The organism is Alsobacter ponti (genome assembly GCF_024294805.1).
GTDB classification, from domain to species: Bacteria; Pseudomonadota; Alphaproteobacteria; order Rhizobiales; family Beijerinckiaceae; genus Alsobacter; species Alsobacter ponti.
This window is the reverse complement of the sequence record NZ_JANCLU010000008.1, coordinates 156,541-173,078: the sequence shown is the minus strand read 5'-3', so window position 1 is coordinate 173,078 and position 16,538 is coordinate 156,541. Positions and strand designations below refer to the sequence as shown.

The window sequence follows — 16,538 nt, the reverse complement described above, 5'->3', positions numbered from 1 at the left end:
GCGCGCGTGAAGGGCCGCGACACGGGACGCGACAGGCCTTCGGCGGAACCCGCCGCCGAACGCCAGCGCCTCGACAAGTGGCTGGTCTACGCCCGCTTCGCCCGCACCCGCAGCCTCGCCAACGAGCTGATCGAGGCCGGCCGCGTGCGCCTCAACGGCCAGCGCCAGACCAACCCGGCGCGGCCCATCGGCCCCGGCGACGTCCTCACCCTCGCCCTGCCGCACGCCACGCGTGTGGTCCGCGTGCTGTCGGCGGCCGAACGGCGTGGCTCCTTTCCGGAAGCGCAGGGGCTCTACGAGGACGTTTCGGGCTAATTCGGCTCGAACAGGCGTTTTTCGACAATGACGGCGGAACGTTCGGCTCGAACTTGGCCGTTCCGGCGCGAACATTGCGCGGAAGTGCGCCCGAAGATGCGGATTTCGCATCGGCGTTCGAAAGAATACGACGGGAACGGGCAGCCCAGCCATGCGCCGAATGCGGGGCTCCACGGACCCGCGGCGAGCCTTGCCACCGAAGGTCAACTCGGCTAGCAGATGGCGGCCCACTCACCCGCGCCGCCGGCCTCGTTCCGGACCCGGAGCCCGACATGACGTATGTGGTCGTCGAGAACTGCATCAAGTGCAAGTACATGGACTGCGTGGAAGTGTGTCCCGTCGACTGCTTCTACGAGGGTGACAACATGCTCGTCATCCACCCCGACGAATGCATCGACTGCGGCGTGTGCGAACCCGAGTGTCCGGCCGAGGCGATCAAGCCCGACACCGAGTCCGGCCTGGACAAGTGGCTGAAACTGAACGCGGAATACGCCAAGACCTGGCCCAACATCACGATCAAGCGCGAGCCGCCGGCCGACGCCAAGGAGCACGACGGCGAGGCGGGCAAGCTCGACAAGTACTTCTCGCCGGAGCCCGGCGAGGGCGACTGAGCGGGCCTGAGCGCCATCCCGCCCGCCCGCCCGCGCCCTTGACGCGGGCCGCCGTCGGGCCATCATGTGCGCCGTCCTGACGACGCAACCGGGACGCGAGGACCCGCTTCGGCGGGGCCGATGGCGATTGCTTTTGATTCACCGCCATTTTTGTGATATGCATTTTTGGTGGTCGATACTGTCAGCCGCCCGCCATACCCTCCGCATCCCCGGTCAGCCCTGACAAGACCGGACCGGACCCATTAGCACGATCAGCGGTGATCCGAGCCGTCCCCTGACGGAATGCCCGCTTTTTGTGTCGCGTGTGGGGAACCAGGCGTCGCGAGCGACGATAGAGTCCGACCCGCCTGCAGCGCCGGAGCGATCCGGCCGTCGAGTAACCGGGCGAGCGCCCGGCACGAGGAGATGACCTGCACATGACGAACGTGAAGAAGAATACGACGCGGCATGGCTACAAGATGGGCGAGTACGTGGTGTATCCCGCCCACGGCGTCGGGCAGATCGTCTCGATCGATGAGCAGGAAGTCGCCGGTTTCAAGCTCGAGCTGTTCGTCATCTCCTTCGAGAAGGACAAGATGACGCTGCGCGTGCCGACCGCGAAGGCCGCCACCGTCGGCATGCGCAAGCTTGCCGAGAACGGCCTCGTCGCCAAGGCGCTCGACACCATCACCGGCCGCGCCCGGGTCAAGCGCACCATGTGGTCGCGCCGCGCCCAGGAATACGAAGCCAAGATCAACTCGGGCGACCTGATCGCCATCGCCGAGGTGGTGCGCGACCTGCACCGCTCCGACGCCCAGCCCGAGCAGTCCTACTCGGAGCGGCAGCTCTACGAGGCCGCGCTCGACCGCATGGCCCGCGAGGTCGCCGCCGTGAACCGGCTGCACGAGGGCGAGGCGCTGAAGCTGATCGAGGCGCAGCTGGCCAAGTCGCCGAAGCGCGGCAAGGCGGCCGAGGCCGCCGCCGACCTGGACGAGGAGCAGGAGGAGGTCGAGGCCGCCTGAGCGGTTTCGACCACCGGCTGAACCATCAAAATCCCCGCTTCGGCGGGGATTTTTTATGCGCCGCCCCCATTTTCACGCGCCGCCTCGCCGCGGCGACAAAAAACCCGCCGGGTCGCCCCGGCGGGTTTTTTAGTCTGTCGGACGCCTGAGGCTTACTCGCCGGCGGGCGCGTCGTCCGGAATTGGGGCGGCCTCGTCGGCGCGCGGCTTGCGGCGGCGGCGGGCGCGCAGCGGGAAGGTCCCGGCCTCATCGGCGACGGGCGCGGGCGCGACCGGCTCGGCCTCCACCGAAGCCGGCGCACGCACCGGAGCGGTGATGAACGCCGGCAGGCTCGCCTCGACGGGGTCGGCGGCGCGGGGCTGCTCGGCGCGCGGCTGCTCCAGCCGGGGCTGCTCCAGCCGCGACGGGTCGTTGCGCGGGAACTCCGGACGGGGCCCCTCCTGGCGCTCGAAGCGCGGGCGGCGCGGGAAACGGTCCTCGCGGCGGCTGAAGCCCTCGCCGCGCTGGCCCATCTCGCGGTCTTCGCGCGGCTGCTCGCCCTCGCGCGGCTGGTAGTCGCGCGGCTCACGCGGCTGGCGGGGCTGGAAATCGCGCTGCTCGCGCTGCTGGCGGGGCTGAAAGTCGCGCTGCTCACGCGGCTCACGCGGCTGGAAGCGCTGCTGCGGCTGCTCGTCGCCCTCGCCCTGGGGCTGCTGCGGGAAGCGAGGCTCCGGCTGGCCCTGGGAGGTTGCCGGGTAGGGCGCACCCTCGTCCATGTCGTCGTCGTCCTGGTCCTGCACCGGCTCATACGGGCGATAGGACGGATTTTGCTGGCGGTACTGCTCCTGCGCGGCGGCGATCAGGCGCAGATAGTGCTCGGCATGCTGCCAGTAGCTCTCGGCGGCGACCGGGTCGCCGGACGCCTGCGCGTCACGGCCGAGCTGCAGATACTTCTCGGCGATGTGCTGGGCGGTGCCGCGGATCTTCACGTCGGGCCCGTTCGATTCGTACGACCGCGACAGCGGGTTGGGACCCTTGCCGCCACCGCCGCCACCGCCGCCGCCCCCGCTGCGGTTGCGGCCGCGCATGCGCTTGTTGTTGCTGTTCTGATGACTGGGTCTCATCGAACGTCCTTCACAGATCCCTGGTTGAAGCAATACGCCGCGCCGCGCGTCCTCATGGGATCGCGGATGTCATGGCCGGCGGTCTTTCGATTGGAGGCGATCAAGCCCGTCTTTTCCGCTCCGCGACTCAGTCGCGTGTTGATGCTGCGCCCGTTCCTGCCGCACGAGGCTTCGGGCCGGGCCCGCGCCTCGATCCTGCGGCGGCATCGCCGGCCATGCCGGAGACTGCGAATCGGACAGGACCCGTTGTCGAACCGCGCCGCTCGCGCCACGGCCCCTCGCGGGACCGGATGCGTCGTCCGGAGAGCATCGTTCCCGCAGTACCAGAAGCTCACCTTCGGGGGAGTGCTCTCAACTGCGGGGGTGCTCTCAACGGAGCCGGTTTGCGCAAACGCGCCACGCCATGTCCGACGTTTCGATTGCCGCGACACTAGTCGGTTTCCGCCCGGAAACCAAGCATTTTCGTCCCGAGCCGGCAAATTTGTCGGCCCCGCCGGCCGCCTCAGGCCGAAGCAGTGGCCCTGATCACCAGCGCCCGGGGGCGCGAACCGAAATCCGCGAATGGGCCTTCCACCTCAAATCCGCGCTGCCGGAAAAGTTCCGTCACGGACACGTCCTGGTCGGAGCCGATCTCCAGGGCGACCACCGCGCCGGGGGCCATCAGCGCAGGCAGCGCATCGGCAATGGCGCGATACGCGGCCAGCCCATCCGGCCCGCCGGCCAGGGCAAGACGTGGATCGTGGACGCGCACCTCGGGCTCGAGCCCGTCAATGACAGCGTTCGCGATGTAGGGCGGGTTCGAGACGATGCAGTCGAATCGCCCCTCGATGGCCCGGCCCCAGTCCGATTCGACGAAGGCCGCGCGGTCGCCGACGCCGTTGCGCGCGGCGTTGAAGCGCGCCGTCTCCAGCGCCTCCGGCGAGACGTCGGCGCCGACGCCGGTCGCCTCGGGCATCTCGTGCAGCAGCGCCACCAGGAGGCAGCCCGAGCCGACGCCGAGGTCGAGCACGCGTACGCCGCGCCCGGTCTTGCGCCGGTCCTTCAGCGCCAGCAGCGCGGCGGCGACCACCGTCTCGCTGTCCGGCCGGGGCACCAGGGTGGCCGGCGACAGGGTGAAGGGGAGGCTCCAGAACTCCCACTCGCCGAGGATGCGGGCCACCGGCTCGCGCGTCAGCCGGCGGCTCACGTGGCTCGCCAGCTTGGCCGCGACCCTTGGGCCGAGCGCCTCGCGAGGCGCGCGGATCAGGTCGGGATGGCTCAGCCCGGCGGCGTCGAGCAGCAGGAGGCGGGCGTCGCGCTGCGCCGTGGCGATGCCGGCGGCGCGGAACACCTCGCCCAGCGTCTTCAGCGCCGCCAGGCGGGTGGTGGAGGCGGCGATGCCGTGCGTCTCCCCGCCGCCGGCGGCGGGGCCTTTGCCGTCGGCGCTCATGCGGCGCTCTCCTGCGCGGCGAGCAGGGCCGCCTGATGCTCGGTGGTGAGCGCGTCGACGAGCTCGTCGAGCGCCGTCCCCTCGATCACCTGCGGCAGCTTGTACAGCGTCAGGTTGATGCGGTGGTCGGTGACGCGCCCTTGCGGGAAATTGTAGGTGCGGATGCGCTCTGAGCGGTCGCCCGAGCCGACCTGCGAGCGCCGGTCGGCGGCGCGCGCGCTGTCGAGGCGCTGGCGCTCCATGTCGTAGATGCGGGTGCGCAGAAGCTCCATCGCCTTGGCCTTGTTGCGGTGCTGCGAGCGCTCCTCCTGCACGAACACGACGATGCCGGTGGGCAGGTGAGTGACGCGGATGGCGCTCTCCGTCTTGTTGACGTGCTGGCCGCCCGCGCCCTGGGCGCGCATCGTGTCGATCTGCAGGTCCTTCTCGTCGATCGCCACGTCCACTTCCTCGGCGATGGGCAGCACGGCGACGGTGGCTGCGGAGGTGTGGATGCGCCCGCCCGCCTCCGTCTCCGGCACGCGCTGCACGCGGTGCACGCCGCTCTCGAACTTCAGCCTGGCGTACGCGCCGCGGCCGTGGATCTCGGCGACGATCTCCTTGTAGCCGCCCATCGTCCCCTCGCTCACCGAGAGGATTTCGACCTTCCAGCGGCGGGCGTCGGCGTAACGCTGGTACATGCGGAAAAGGTCCCCCGCGAACAGGGCGGCCTCGTCGCCGCCGGTGCCGGCGCGGACCTCGAGGATGACGCCGCGCTCGTCGGCCTCGTCCTTGGGCAGCAGCATCAGCCGCACCTCGCGGGCGAGACCGGCGACGCGGCCGGCCAGCTCGTCTCGCTCGGCCTCGGCCATCTCGCGCATCTCGGCGTCGACGCCGGGGTCGTCGATCATGGCGTCGACGTCGGCCAGCTCGCTTTCGGCGGCGCGCAGGGCCTTGAGCGCGCCGACCACCGGCTCCAGCTCCGCCAGCTCGCGCGACAGCGTGACGAAGGTCTCGCCGTCGGGGCCGGCGGAGAGCCGGTCGTTGATGACGGCGTGCCGCGACAGGATCGCTTCGATCGTGTGGGCCGGGAGGCGCTGGACGGGCTCGGACATGGCGGCAAGGCTTGAACGCAGATCGGGGCGAAGGCAAGGGCTTCGCGCCCGCTACACCGGCACGCCGTGCTTCTCCGCGAATTCGGCGAGATGGGGCCGGATGGTGGCCAGGCCCCCCGCGTCGTCGATCAGCGCGTCGACGGTTTCGCGCGCCCGCGCCACCTCGAGTGACAGCAGCATGGCCTTGATCGGCCCGACCGAGGCGGGCGACATCGACAGCGAGCGGTAGCCGAGCGCCAGCAGCGCCATCGCTTCCAGCGGCCTGCCGCCCAGCTCGCCGCACAGGGTGACCGGGATGCCCGCCTTCTCGCCGGCGCGGGCCACCAGCCGCAGCGCGCGCAGGCAGGCCGGGTGCAGCGCGTCGAACCGGTTGGCCATTTGCGGGTTCTCGCGGTCGGCCGCGAACAGGAACTGCATCAGGTCGTTGGAGCCGACGGACAGGAAGTCGGCGCGCGCCGCGATCTCCTCGATCTGGAACAGCAGCGAGGGCACCTCCACCATGACGCCGAGGCGCAGGTCGGAGGGCGGCTCGTAGCCGTGGCGGTCGAGGTGCAGCCGCTCGCGCGCCACGAGGTCCTTTGCGCGGGTGAACTCGTCGACGGTCGCCACCATCGGCAGCATGATCTTGAGCGGGCGGCCGGCGGCGGCCTTGAGCATGGCGCGGATCTGGGCGCGCAGCAGGCCCGGCCTGTCGAGGCCGATGCGGATGGCCCGCCAGCCGAGCGCCGGGTTCTCCTCCTCCATCTGGCGCATGTAGGGCAGCACCTTGTCGCCGCCGATGTCCAGCGTGCGGAAGGTCACCGGCCGGCTGCCGGCGGCCTCCAGCACGGAGCGGTACAGCGCGATCTGCTCGCTCATCGTCGGCAGCCGCTCGGAGATCATGAACTGCAGTTCGGTGCGGAACAGGCCGATGCCGGCCGCTCCCGTCTCGGCGAGATGCGGCAGGTCGACCATCAGGCCGGCGTTGAGATGCAGCGCCACGTCGACGCCGTCGCGGGTCACGCAGGGCAGGTCGCGCAGCTTGCGGTACTGCTCCTGCCGGCGGGCGCGCAGCCGCGCCTTCTCGCGGAAGGCGCCTTCGACGTCCGCCTGCGGCCGCAGCAGCACCTGCCCGGCGCCGCTGTCGACGATGATGGCGTCGCCGGCCTCGGAGAGGCTGGTGACGTTCTCGACGCCGCCGATGGCCGGGATGCCGAGCGCGCGCGCCACGATGGCGACGTGGCTGGTCGGCCCGCCTTCCTCCAGCACGAGCCCGCGCAGATGAGACCGGTCGTAGTCGAGCAGCGCGGCCGGGCCCATCGAGCGCGCCACCAGGATGGCGTTGTCGGGCAGCACGGTCTGGCCGCCGACGAGGTCGCGGCCGACCAGGCGGTGCAGCAGGCGGTTGGCCAGTTCGTCGAGGTCGTGCAGGCGCTCGCGCAGATACGGGTCGGTCTGCCGCATCATCTTGGCGCGGTTGTCGGACTGCACGCGCTCCACCGCCGCCTCGGCCGTGAGGCCGGACTGGATGACCTCGCGCAGGCGGCGCAGCCAGCCGGGATCGTGCGCGAACATGCGGAAGGTTTCCAGAACCTCCCGGTGCTCGCCGCCATGGGCGACGTCGCCGCGCTCGATCAGCGCGTCGATGTGGCTGCGCAGCCCGTCGATGGCGGCGTCGAGGCGCGCCGCTTCCTTGGCCGGATCGTCGGCGATGAGGTTGGAGACGACGACGCGCGGCTCGTGCAGCACGACGTAGCCGAGGCCCACGCCCTCCGACAGGCACTCGCCGGTGAGGCTCATCGGCCGCCGCAGGGCGATGTCGGTGCCGGGGCGGGCGAGCTGCTGCAGCTCCCCGGAGGCGATGATCTCGGCCAGCACCATGGCCGTCGTCTGCATCGCCTCGACCTCCTCCTCGGAGTAGAGGCGGTGGGCGCGGTTCTGAACGACGAGCACGCCGAGCGTGTTGCCGGCGCGCAGCACGGGCACGCCGAGGAAGGACTGGTAGATCTCCTCGCCCGTCTCCGGCTTGTAGGAGAAGGCGGGGTGCGACTGGGCGTTCGGCAGGTTGAGCGGCTGGGCGCGCTGGGCGATGAGGCCGACCAGGCCCTCCCCGACATTCATCGTCGTCAGGTGAACGGCGTCGCGGTTCAGGCCCTCGGTGGCGTAGAGCTCGAGGGTCTGGTCGGAGCGCAGCACATAGAAGGAGCAGACCTCGGCCACCATGTTGGCGGCGATGAGGACGACGATCTTGTCGAGGCGAGCCTGGGCGCTGACCGGCTCCGCCATGACCTCGCGAAGCCGGCGGAGCAGCAGGCGCGGACCGCCGAGAGCCCCTCGCATCGCTTATTCCCCACCCAAGGCCGTGTTCGACGGAAGAAACACGAATCAAGCTCCTCCGGTCAGGCGCAGGCCCGAACCTTTTTTACTCCAGCGCCCATCCCCGATGCAAAGTCCGGACCGGTCGGCGTCGCAGACCGTCTAACATTGCAACCATGGGAAATGCCAGAGGGCCTGCCTCTTCCACAGGCAGCGGTGCGCCGTTTCGCACCCGGCTCGAACTCTTACGGCTCCGTATGCCGCCCGGCCTTCGGGCCAGGCCTTCGCGGGTCAGGCCTTGTCGAGGCCGTACAGCGAATGCAGCGTCCGCACGGCGAGTTCCGTGTACGCCGCGTCGATCAGCACCGAAAACTTGATTTCGGAGGTGGTGATGGCGCGGATGTTGATGCCTTTCTCGGCCAACGCCTTGAACGCCTTGGCGGCGACGCCGGCGTGGCTGCGCATGCCGATGCCGATGGCCGACACCTTCACCAGGTCGGTCGCGCCTTGCAGCTGGCCGAAGCCGATGGCCCCGCGCGCGCCTTCGAGGATCGTCACGGCGCGCTCGTAGTCGGCGGTCGGCACGGTGAAGGTCAGGTCCGTCGTGGTGCTGTCGTCGGACACGACCTGGATGATCATGTCGACGTTGATATTCGCCTCGGCGAGCGGAACGAAGATCGAGGCGGCCACTCCCGGGCGGTCGGCGACGCGGCGGAGGGTGATCTGGGCCTCGTCCTTGGAATAGGCGATGCCGGTGACGATCTGCTGTTCCACGATGTCTTCCTCGTTGCAGATGAGGGTGCCGGCCTGCGGGTTGGCAGGGTCGTCGAAGGAGGAGCGCACGAAGGTGCGCACATTATGGACCATGGCGAGCTCGACGGAGCGCACCTGGAGCACCTTGGCGCCGAGCGAGGCCATTTCGAGCATTTCCTCGAAGGCCACGCGGTCCAGCCGGCGCGCCTTGGGCACGATGCGCGGGTCCGTCGTGTAGACGCCGTCGACGTCGGTGTAGATGTCGCAGCGGTCGGCCTGGATGCCGGCCGCCAGCGCCACGGCGCTGGTGTCGGAGCCACCGCGGCCCAAGGTCGTGACCCGCTTCGTCTCGGCGTGAATGCCCTGGAAACCGGCCACGACGGCCACCTCGCCGCGCGCGAAGCCCTCTTCCAGGCCGGTTCCGTCCAACCCGGCGATGCGGGCCGCGCCGTGGGCGTCGTCGGTGGTGAGCGGGATCTGCCAGCCCTGCCAGGAGCGCGCCTTGATGCCCATGCCCTGCAGCACGATGGCCAGCAGGCCGGACGTGACCTGCTCGCCCGAGGCCACCACGACGTCGTACTCGCGCGGATCGTAGAGCGACGCAGCCTCGCGGCACCAGGCGACCAGCTCGTTCGTCTTGCCCGACATGGCCGAGACGACCACCGCCACCTGGTGGCCGGCCTCGACCTCGCGCCGGACGTGCTGCGCGACGTTGCGGATGCGCTCGATCGTGGCGACCGAGGTGCCGCCGAACTTCATGACGAGACGGGCCATCGGGCTCTCGGGCTTCTTCGTTGCGTTGCGCCGGGAGTCGACGGCCTTGCGCCGCGCGGCCCGGCATCGGAAAAGGGCGCACACTCATGACGGCGACGGTCTAGACTGTCAACGGTTTGGCGCGTGCCGGGCGCGAATCGGGCATCGGCCCGCCGCGCCGGCGGAGAGGACGACGGAGAGGACGATGGACGCTTCCCCTGCACGCGGCTCGGTGGACGCCGGCGAGGTCGAGCGCTTCGACCGCCTGGCGCGCACGTGGTGGGACCCCTCCGGCCCGATGAAGCCGCTGCACCGCCTCAACCCGGTGCGGCTCGCCTTCATCCGCGACCGCGTGGCCGAGCGGCTGGGGCGCGACCCGCGCTCCGGCCAGCCGCTGGCGGGCGTGTCGGTGCTCGACGTGGGCTGCGGCGGCGGCCTGCTCTGCGAACCGCTGGCGCGGCTCGGCGCGGACGTCACCGGCATCGACCCCGCCCCCACCAATGTCGAGGTGGCGCGGCTGCACGCCGAGCGCTCGGGCGTCGCGGTCACCTACCGGCAGTCGACGGTGGAGAAGATCGTCGCCGAGGGCAGCCGCTTCGACGTGGTGCTCGCCATGGAGGTGGTGGAGCACGTGACGGACGTCGACGCCTTCGTCGCCGCCTGCTGCGCGGCGGCGAAGCCGGACGGCCAGCTCTTCATGGCGACGCTGAACCGGACGCTGCGCGCCTTCGCGCTGGCCATCGTCGGGGCCGAATACGTGCTGGGCTGGCTGCCGCGCGGCACGCACCAGTGGGACAAGTTCGTCACCCCGGACGAGCTGGCCGAGGCCATCGCGCGCGGCGGCCTGCGGGTGCGCGATGAGACCGGCGTGGCGTTCAACCCGCTGGAAGGGACGTGGCGGCTCTCCTCCGACACGGGCGTCAATTATATGGTGTGCGCCAGCGCCTGAACGGCCGGCCGGCGAGCCCGCGCGCGGGGAACATCGCCGGGAACCGGGGCGTTGCGGGCGGGACCCCTCCCCGCAAGCATCAGGAGGACCCGCGCATGGCCGTGTCCCTCAAGCCCCTATCCGAACAGACCATCGTCATCACCGGCGCGACCAGCGGCATCGGCCTCGCCACGGCGCGCGAGGCGGCGCGGCGCGGTGCGCGGCTGGTGCTGATGGCGCGCGGCCGACCGGCCCTGCAGGACGTCGCCGCCGACCTCGAGCGAGGCGGCGCGCAGGTCGAGATCGTGCAGGGCGATGTCGGGCGGCGCGAAGACGTCCAGCAGGCCTGCGAGGCCGCGATGCGCCGCTTCGGCGGTTTCGACACATGGGTCAACAACGCCGGCGTGTCGATCTGGGGACGGCTGATGCAGGTGACCGACGACGACCACCGCCGCCTGTTCGACACCAATTTCTGGGGCGTGGTTCACGGCTCGACCGTCGCGGCGGCGCATCTGCGGCGCAAGGGCGGGGCCATCGTCAACCTCGGCAGCGTCGCCTCCGACGTCTCGCTCCCGATCCAGGGCATGTACGCGGCGAGCAAGCACGCCGTGAAGGGCTTCACCGACGCGCTGCGCATGGAGCTGGAGGAGGAGGGCGCGCCGGTGTCGGTGACGCTGATCAAGCCCACCTCGATCGACACGCCGTTCCCGCAGAACGCGCGCAACTACACCGGCCACGAGCCGCGCCTGCCGGCCCCCGCCTACGCGCCGGAGGAGGCAGCCTACGCCATCCTGCAGGCGGCGGAGCACCCGGCGCGCGACATCTATGTCGGCGGCGCGGGACGGCTGATGACCGGCCTGGGGACGCTCGCGCCGCGCATGATGGACATGTACGGCGAGACGCGCGCCGTGCGCGAGCAGCTGCGGCCGGGGCAGGCGCACGACCCCGAGGGCGCGCTGCACCGCCCGACCCGCCACGGCGGCGAGGTGCGCGGACATCAGCCCGGGCCGGTGTTCAACCGCAGCCTCTACACCCGCGCGGCGCTGCACCCGGTGGCGAGCCTGGTGGTGGCGGCGGGCGTCGCCGCGGCGGCGTCAGCCCTGATGGGCGCGGGGAGGCGGCGCGACGCCGGCCGCCCGGCCCCCGCCCGCCCGACGCCCCCTTATCGGCCCGCGCGTCCGACCGGAGTCGCGGGCCGGCGCGAGGAGGATCCGTCTCGCGAGGACAACTGGCACACCGGCCCGTGACGGCGCTACTGCGCGGCCAGCACGTCGCCGACGGCCAGCTCGCCGCCCGCGACCACCTCGGCGTAGACGCCGCAATCGGTGTGGCCGTAGAAGCGGTCCAGCGCGCCGGGAATGTCGAGGTCGCGGAAGCCGGTCACCGGGTCCACCTGCGTCGCCGCGCAGCGCTGGATGCGCTTGACCACGCGCAGCCGCACGCCGGCGGCGGTCGCCAACTCCCGGTCCAGCAGGTCGAACTCGCCCCAAGGCGGCAGTCCTTCGAGGTGCAGGTTGCCCCGGAAGCGCAGCGGGTCCACCGGCGCGCCCATGCGCTGCTCCAGCGCCCGCACGCTGGCGAGGTTGATGAGCGAGACGACGCGGCGAGGCGTGTCCGAGAAGCTGAAGCCGGGCGCCTCCAGAACGCGGGCGGGGCCGCGCATCTGGCTCCCGGCGACGCCTTCGAGCAGGCGCGCGACGGCGTCGCGACCCTCCGTGGTCGACAGGTCCGCCCGCAACGGCTCCTGTCCGCCCTCGGCGACGGTCAGGGTCGTCGTGGCGGGGTCGAAGCGGGCGTCGAGCCGCGCCAGCGCCTCGTTGCGCATCAGCATGAGGAACGCCACCTTGGGGAGGTGGCGCGGCGCGGCGGGGTCGAACCCCGACGGGCCGTTCTCGACGGCGTAGCGGCGGTCGTGCGGCAGCGGGTCGCCCGGCGTGACGGCGACGCGCGCCAGAGGCTCCGGCGAGAGGCCTTTCACGGGGTAGCGCTGGATGGCGACGATGGAGGCCCGGTCCGTGGTCATGAAATTCTCGCCCTCGCCTCTTACGTTGTGAAAATGACACACCCACATAAGCTGCGCGGGACGCCTCCTGGAGGGTTCCGCGCGATTGGAGCGCCGTCCGTGCTTTAATCCCCGCGAGGGTTTCCGCAAGCGGTCTTGTCCGCGCGGCGGCCGGGCGGGGGGGGCGGTCGGCGCGGCCGCAGGAGGAGCACCATGGATTTCGAGAAGTACACCGACCGCGCCAAGGGGTTCGTGCAGTCCGCCCAGACCATCGCCATGCGCGAGGGCCATCCGCAGCTCGCCGGCGAGCACCTGCTCAAGGCGCTGCTGGACGACAGCGAGGGGCTGTGCGCCGGACTGATCGCGCGCGCCGGCGGCGACCCGAAGGAGGCGCTGCGCCTCGTCGACATGGCGCTCGCCAAGATGCCCAAGGTCTCCGGCGCGGCGTCGCAGCCGCAGGCGACCCGCGACATCGTGCGGCTGTTCGACACCGCCCAGAAGATCGCCCAGAAGGCCGGCGATTCCTACGTGACGGTGGAGCGCCTGCTGCTCGCCATCGCCACCGAGAAGGATATGGAGGCGGGCAAGATCCTCGCCAAGGCCGGCGTCAGCCCGCAGGGCCTGAACGCCGCCATCAACGAATTGCGCAAGGGCCGCACCGCCGACAACGCCTCGGCCGAGAACGCCTACGACGCGCTGAAGAAATACGCCCGCGACCTCACCCAGGCCGCCCGCGACGGCAAGCTCGACCCGGTGATCGGCCGCGACGAGGAGATCCGCCGCGCCATCCAGGTCCTGTCGCGGCGCACCAAGAACAACCCCGTGCTGATCGGCGAGCCCGGCGTCGGCAAGACCGCCATCGCCGAGGGCCTGGCGCTGCGCATCGTCAACGGCGACGTGCCGGAGAGCCTCAAGGACAAGCAACTGCTCGCCCTCGACATGGGGGCGCTGATCGCCGGCGCGAAGTATCGCGGCGAGTTCGAGGAGCGCCTGAAGGCCGTGCTCAACGAGGTGACGGCGGCCGAGGGCGGCGTCATCCTGTTCATCGACGAGATGCACACACTGGTCGGGGCCGGCAAGGCCGACGGCGCGATGGACGCCTCCAACCTGCTCAAGCCCGCGCTCGCCCGCGGCGAGCTGCACTGCGTCGGCGCCACCACGCTGGACGAGTACCGCAAGCACGTCGAGAAGGACGCGGCGCTGGCACGGCGCTTCCAGCCGGTCTTCATCTCCGAGCCCACCGTGGAGGACACGGTGTCGATCCTGCGCGGGCTGAAGGAGAAGTACGAGCTGCACCACGGCGTGCGCATCACCGACAGCGCCATCGTCGCCGCCGCCACGCTGTCGAACCGCTACATCACCGACCGCTTCCTGCCGGACAAGGCCATCGACCTCGTCGACGAGGCCGCCGCCCGCCTGCGCATGCAGGTCGACTCCAAGCCCGAGGAGCTGGACGAGATCGACCGCCGCATCGTGCAGCTGCGCATCGAGCAGGAGGCGCTGAAGAAGGAGACCGACGCGGCCTCCCGCGACCGGCTTGGCCGGCTCGAGGGCGAGCTGAAGGACCTAGAGGAGCGCTCCGCCTCGCTCACCGCGCGCTGGAAGGCCGAAAAGGACAAGCTCGGCTCCGCCCAGAAGCTCAAGGAACAGCTGGAGCAGGCCCGCACCGACCTCGCCAACGCGCAGCGCAAGGGCGAGTACCAGCGCGCCGGCGAGCTGGCCTACGGCGTCATCCCGGACATCGAGCGCAAGCTGGCCGAGCTGGAGGGCAAGGAGGGCGCGAAGGCGGCCGACGGCGCGCTCGTCGAGGAGGCCGTCACGGCCAACGACGTCGCGCAGGTCGTCTCCCGCTGGACCGGCGTGCCGGTCGACAAGATGCTGGAGGGCGAGCGCGACAAGCTGCTCAAGATGGAGGACCAGCTCGCCACCCGCGTCGTCGGCCAGGCCGAGGCGGTCGCCGCCGTCTCGACGGCGGTGCGGCGCGCCCGCGCCGGGCTGCAGGACCCGCACCGGCCGATCGGCTCGTTCATGTTCCTCGGCCCGACCGGCGTCGGCAAGACGGAGCTGACCAAGGCGCTCGCCGCCTATCTGTTCGACGACGAGACCGCCATGGTGCGCCTCGACATGTCGGAATACATGGAGAAGCACTCCGTCGCGCGGCTCATCGGCGCGCCTCCCGGCTATGTCGGCTACGAGGAAGGCGGCGCGCTGACCGAGGCGGTGCGGCGGCGGCCTTACCAGGTCGTGCTGTTCGACGAGGTCGAGAAGGCGCACCCGGACGTGTTCAACGTCCTGCTCCAGGTGCTCGACGACGGCCGCCTCACCGACGGCCAGGGCCGCACCGTGGACTTCCGCAACACGCTGATCATCATGACCTCCAACCTCGGGTCGGAGCATCTGGTGAACCAGCGCGAGGGCGAGGACACCGACGCGGTGCGCGAACTGGTGATGGGGCAGGTGCGCGCGCATTTCCGGCCCGAGTTCCTGAACCGCGTGGACGAGATCATCCTGTTCCACCGGCTGCAGCGGGCGCAGATGGGGGCGATCGTCGACATCCAGATGAAGCGCCTGCAGGCGCTGCTGGACGAGCGCAAGCTCGTGCTGGAGCTGGACCCCTCGGCGCGCGACTGGCTCGGCGCCAAGGGATACGACCCCGCCTACGGCGCGCGTCCGCTGAAGCGCGTCATCCAGAAGAACGTGCAGGACCCGCTCGCCGAGCTGATCCTGTCCGGGCGCGTCAAGGACGGCGACCGGCTGAGCGTCACCGCCGGTCCGGACGGCCTGCTGATCGGCGACGTCATCGTTGCCCCGGAGGCCGCTCCGCCGAAAGGCGCGCTGCTGAACTGAGCCTCGCCGCGCCCAGCCGGGCGCGAGCCCCGACCGTCGAACCCCGCCGGACTCTCCGGCGGGGTTTTTTCGTCGCGCGGCCGCCGCGAGCGCCCTCCGTCACGGACCCCCAGTAGCGCGAGGCCGAGGCGTCGCGTAGACAGGCTGCATGTCCGCCCCGCAGCCGACCCTCCCCCCGCCGCCGGCCGCCGCGCCCGGCGTCCCCCTGTTCCCCGCCGCAACGCCGCGCATCCCCGCCATCGACGTGGCGCGCGGCGTCGCCATCGTGGCGATGGTGATCTACCACTTCACCTGGGACCTCGGGTTCTTCGGCGTCATCGGCCTCAAGGCCGGCATCGACCCGGCCTGGCGGCTCTTCGCCAAGCTCATCGCCGGCAGCTTTCTCGCGCTCGTCGGCGTCGGCCTCGTGCTGGCCCACCGCGACGGGGTGCGGCGCGGGCCGTTCCTGACGCGGCTCGCCTTCGTCGCCGGCGGCGCGCTGCTGGTCTCGCTGTCGACGTGGATGATGGACGCCGACAGCTTCGTGTTCTTCGGCATCCTGCACTGCATCGCGGTGTCGAGCGTGCTGGCGCTGCCCTTCGTGCGCGCGCCGGTCTGGCTCACGGCCGCCGTCGCCGCAATCGTGCTCGCGCTGCCGGCCTTCGTGTTCTCGACGACGCTGGACGGCCCGGCCTGGTGGTGGCTCGGGCTCTCGGCCTCGCTGCCGCGCACCAACGACTTCGAGCCCATCTTCCCGTGGTTCGGCGTCGTGCTGGGCGGCGTGGCGCTGGCGCGGCTTGCCCTGGCGGCCGGGCTCGACGCGGCGCTGGCGCGCTGGGCCGCCGCCGATCCGGTGTCGCGCGGCCTGCGCTGGGCCGGGCGGCACAGCCTCGTCATCTACCTCGTGCATCAGCCCGCTCTGTTCGGGCTGCTGTCGCTCGCCGTCGCGGTGGGCCTGCCGGTGCGCGCCACGGCGCCCGCGCCCGGCGCCCGGGTCGACCGCTTCGTCGAAGCCTGCATCGCCGAATGCCGCGGCGCCGGCGCGGACGCCGCCTATTGCGCGGCGGGCTGCCAGTGCATCGCGAACGAACTCGCCGGCACCGACATTCCCGGCCGCTCGCTCGCGGGACGCGCCAGCGACGCCGACCGCCTCCGCATCCGCGACGCGGCGCTGATGTGCAAGGGGCAGGAGATGGACGACTCCCCCGCCGAATCCGCGCCCGCGCCCGAGCCGGCCAAGTAGGCGTTCACGCCCAACCCATTCGCGAAGCCGGGCGGGCATCCCGCCCGCCCCGTTCCCCGGACCCAGAGGGCGGACCTCGTCCGCCCGTCCCCGGAACCCCGCAGCATCAGCGCAAACGGCGGACGCCAGTCCGCCCGTTCCCGGAACCCCGGAGCGAAAGCGGAGGGGTGTCCGGGGTCGCGCAT

13 protein-coding genes are annotated in these 16,538 nt (G+C 71.3%); 7 read left to right on the top strand and 6 right to left on the bottom strand.

All coding sequences use genetic code 11. The features are described 5' to 3' along the window. Nucleotides 1-6 precede the first annotated feature (6 nt). From NK718_RS10550 to NK718_RS10540, 3 genes are all read left to right on the top strand, one after another. The gene (locus tag NK718_RS10550) at nt 7-315 is read left to right on the top strand and encodes an RNA-binding S4 domain-containing protein (protein ID WP_254741526.1); all 309 of its coding nucleotides are present in this window, start codon (nt 7-9) and stop codon (nt 313-315) included. A gap of 272 nt (nt 316-587) precedes the next feature. Then, nucleotides 588-926: a ferredoxin FdxA gene (fdxA, locus tag NK718_RS10545; RefSeq protein WP_254741523.1), complete on the top strand. Its 339-nt coding sequence runs from the start codon at nt 588-590 to the stop codon at nt 924-926. 416 nt (nt 927-1,342) lie between these two features. Then, nucleotides 1,343-1,927, top strand: a complete 585-nt coding sequence (locus NK718_RS10540) for a CarD family transcriptional regulator (protein ID WP_254741520.1) — start codon at nt 1,343-1,345, stop codon at nt 1,925-1,927. A 152-nt stretch (nt 1,928-2,079) separates the two neighbouring features. Here the strand turns inward: NK718_RS10540 and NK718_RS10535 are convergent, their stop codons facing one another. The 5 genes from NK718_RS10535 to NK718_RS10515 form a co-directional block, all read right to left on the bottom strand. Then, nucleotides 2,080-3,030, bottom strand: coding sequence for a DUF4167 domain-containing protein (locus NK718_RS10535; protein WP_254741518.1), 951 nt, complete (start codon nt 3,028-3,030; stop codon nt 2,080-2,082). 502 nt (nt 3,031-3,532) lie between these two features. Then, the gene (prmC, locus tag NK718_RS10530; RefSeq protein WP_254741516.1) at nt 3,533-4,459 is read right to left on the bottom strand and encodes a peptide chain release factor N(5)-glutamine methyltransferase; all 927 of its coding nucleotides are present in this window, start codon (nt 4,457-4,459) and stop codon (nt 3,533-3,535) included. Continuing rightward, complete coding sequence (prfA, locus tag NK718_RS10525) at nt 4,456-5,553, bottom strand: peptide chain release factor 1 (RefSeq protein ID WP_254741513.1); 1,098 nt, start codon at nt 5,551-5,553, stop codon at nt 4,456-4,458. Before prfA ends, prmC begins: the two co-directional genes overlap by 4 nt. A 51-nt stretch (nt 5,554-5,604) precedes the next feature. Then, nucleotides 5,605-7,872 carry a phosphoenolpyruvate--protein phosphotransferase gene (gene ptsP, locus NK718_RS10520; RefSeq protein ID WP_254741511.1) on the bottom strand — a complete coding sequence of 756 codons (2,268 nt, stop codon included), beginning with the start codon at nt 7,870-7,872 and terminating at the stop codon, nt 5,605-5,607. A gap of 267 nt (nt 7,873-8,139) precedes the next feature. Then, on the bottom strand, nt 8,140-9,375 hold the full coding sequence (locus NK718_RS10515) for an aspartate kinase (protein WP_254741508.1): 1,236 nt from the start codon (nt 9,373-9,375) through the stop codon (nt 8,140-8,142). Nucleotides 9,376-9,559: 184 nt separating this feature from the next. Here NK718_RS10515 and ubiG point away from each other — a divergent pair, with 184 nt between their 5' ends. Both ubiG and NK718_RS10505 read left to right on the top strand, forming a co-directional pair. Continuing rightward, nucleotides 9,560-10,303 (top strand): bifunctional 2-polyprenyl-6-hydroxyphenol methylase/3-demethylubiquinol 3-O-methyltransferase UbiG, encoded by a 744-nt coding sequence (gene ubiG / locus NK718_RS10510; protein ID WP_254741505.1) that lies wholly within the window; start codon nt 9,560-9,562, stop codon nt 10,301-10,303. 95 nt (nt 10,304-10,398) lie between these two features. Further along, the gene (locus NK718_RS10505) at nt 10,399-11,529 is read left to right on the top strand and encodes an SDR family oxidoreductase (protein ID WP_254741502.1); all 1,131 of its coding nucleotides are present in this window, start codon (nt 10,399-10,401) and stop codon (nt 11,527-11,529) included. Nucleotides 11,530-11,534: 5 nt separating this feature from the next. Here NK718_RS10505 and NK718_RS10500 read toward each other — a convergent pair whose 3' ends face one another. Then, nucleotides 11,535-12,305 carry an MOSC domain-containing protein gene (locus NK718_RS10500; RefSeq protein WP_254741499.1) on the bottom strand — a complete coding sequence of 257 codons (771 nt, stop codon included), beginning with the start codon at nt 12,303-12,305 and terminating at the stop codon, nt 11,535-11,537. A gap of 192 nt (nt 12,306-12,497) precedes the next feature. On the opposite strand from NK718_RS10500, the gene clpB reads away from it, so the two are divergent. Together clpB and NK718_RS10490 are read left to right on the top strand one after the other, a co-directional pair. Further along, nucleotides 12,498-15,131, top strand: a complete 2,634-nt coding sequence (gene clpB / locus NK718_RS10495; RefSeq protein ID WP_254741496.1) for an ATP-dependent chaperone ClpB — start codon at nt 12,498-12,500, stop codon at nt 15,129-15,131. Nucleotides 15,132-15,279: 148 nt separating this feature from the next. Next, entirely contained in the window at nt 15,280-16,353 is a 1,074-nt protein-coding gene (locus NK718_RS10490; protein WP_254741493.1) for a heparan-alpha-glucosaminide N-acetyltransferase, read from the top strand. Nucleotides 16,354-16,538: the final 185 nt, after the last annotated feature.

What these genes read in the sequence shown, in the direction of transcription:
- fdxA (WP_254741523.1), top strand. Translation starts at nt 588, where the DNA reads ATGACGTATGTGGTCGTCGAGAACTGCATCAAGTGCAAGTACATGGAC.
- NK718_RS10540 (WP_254741520.1), top strand. Translation starts at nt 1,343, where the DNA reads ATGACGAACGTGAAGAAGAATACGACGCGGCATGGCTACAAGATGGGC.
- NK718_RS10535 (WP_254741518.1), bottom strand. Translation starts at nt 3,030, where the DNA reads ATGAGACCCAGTCATCAGAACAGCAACAACAAGCGCATGCGCGGCCGC.
- prmC (WP_254741516.1), bottom strand. Translation starts at nt 4,459, where the DNA reads ATGAGCGCCGACGGCAAAGGCCCCGCCGCCGGCGGCGGGGAGACGCAC.
- prfA (WP_254741513.1), bottom strand. Translation starts at nt 5,553, where the DNA reads ATGTCCGAGCCCGTCCAGCGCCTCCCGGCCCACACGATCGAAGCGATC.
- ptsP (WP_254741511.1), bottom strand. Translation starts at nt 7,872, where the DNA reads ATGCGAGGGGCTCTCGGCGGTCCGCGCCTGCTGCTCCGCCGGCTTCGC.
- NK718_RS10515 (WP_254741508.1), bottom strand. Translation starts at nt 9,375, where the DNA reads ATGGCCCGTCTCGTCATGAAGTTCGGCGGCACCTCGGTCGCCACGATC.
- ubiG (WP_254741505.1), top strand. Translation starts at nt 9,560, where the DNA reads ATGGACGCTTCCCCTGCACGCGGCTCGGTGGACGCCGGCGAGGTCGAG.
- NK718_RS10505 (WP_254741502.1), top strand. Translation starts at nt 10,399, where the DNA reads ATGGCCGTGTCCCTCAAGCCCCTATCCGAACAGACCATCGTCATCACC.
- NK718_RS10500 (WP_254741499.1), bottom strand. Translation starts at nt 12,305, where the DNA reads ATGACCACGGACCGGGCCTCCATCGTCGCCATCCAGCGCTACCCCGTG.
- clpB (WP_254741496.1), top strand. Translation starts at nt 12,498, where the DNA reads ATGGATTTCGAGAAGTACACCGACCGCGCCAAGGGGTTCGTGCAGTCC.
- NK718_RS10490 (WP_254741493.1), top strand. Translation starts at nt 15,280, where the DNA reads ATGTCCGCCCCGCAGCCGACCCTCCCCCCGCCGCCGGCCGCCGCGCCC.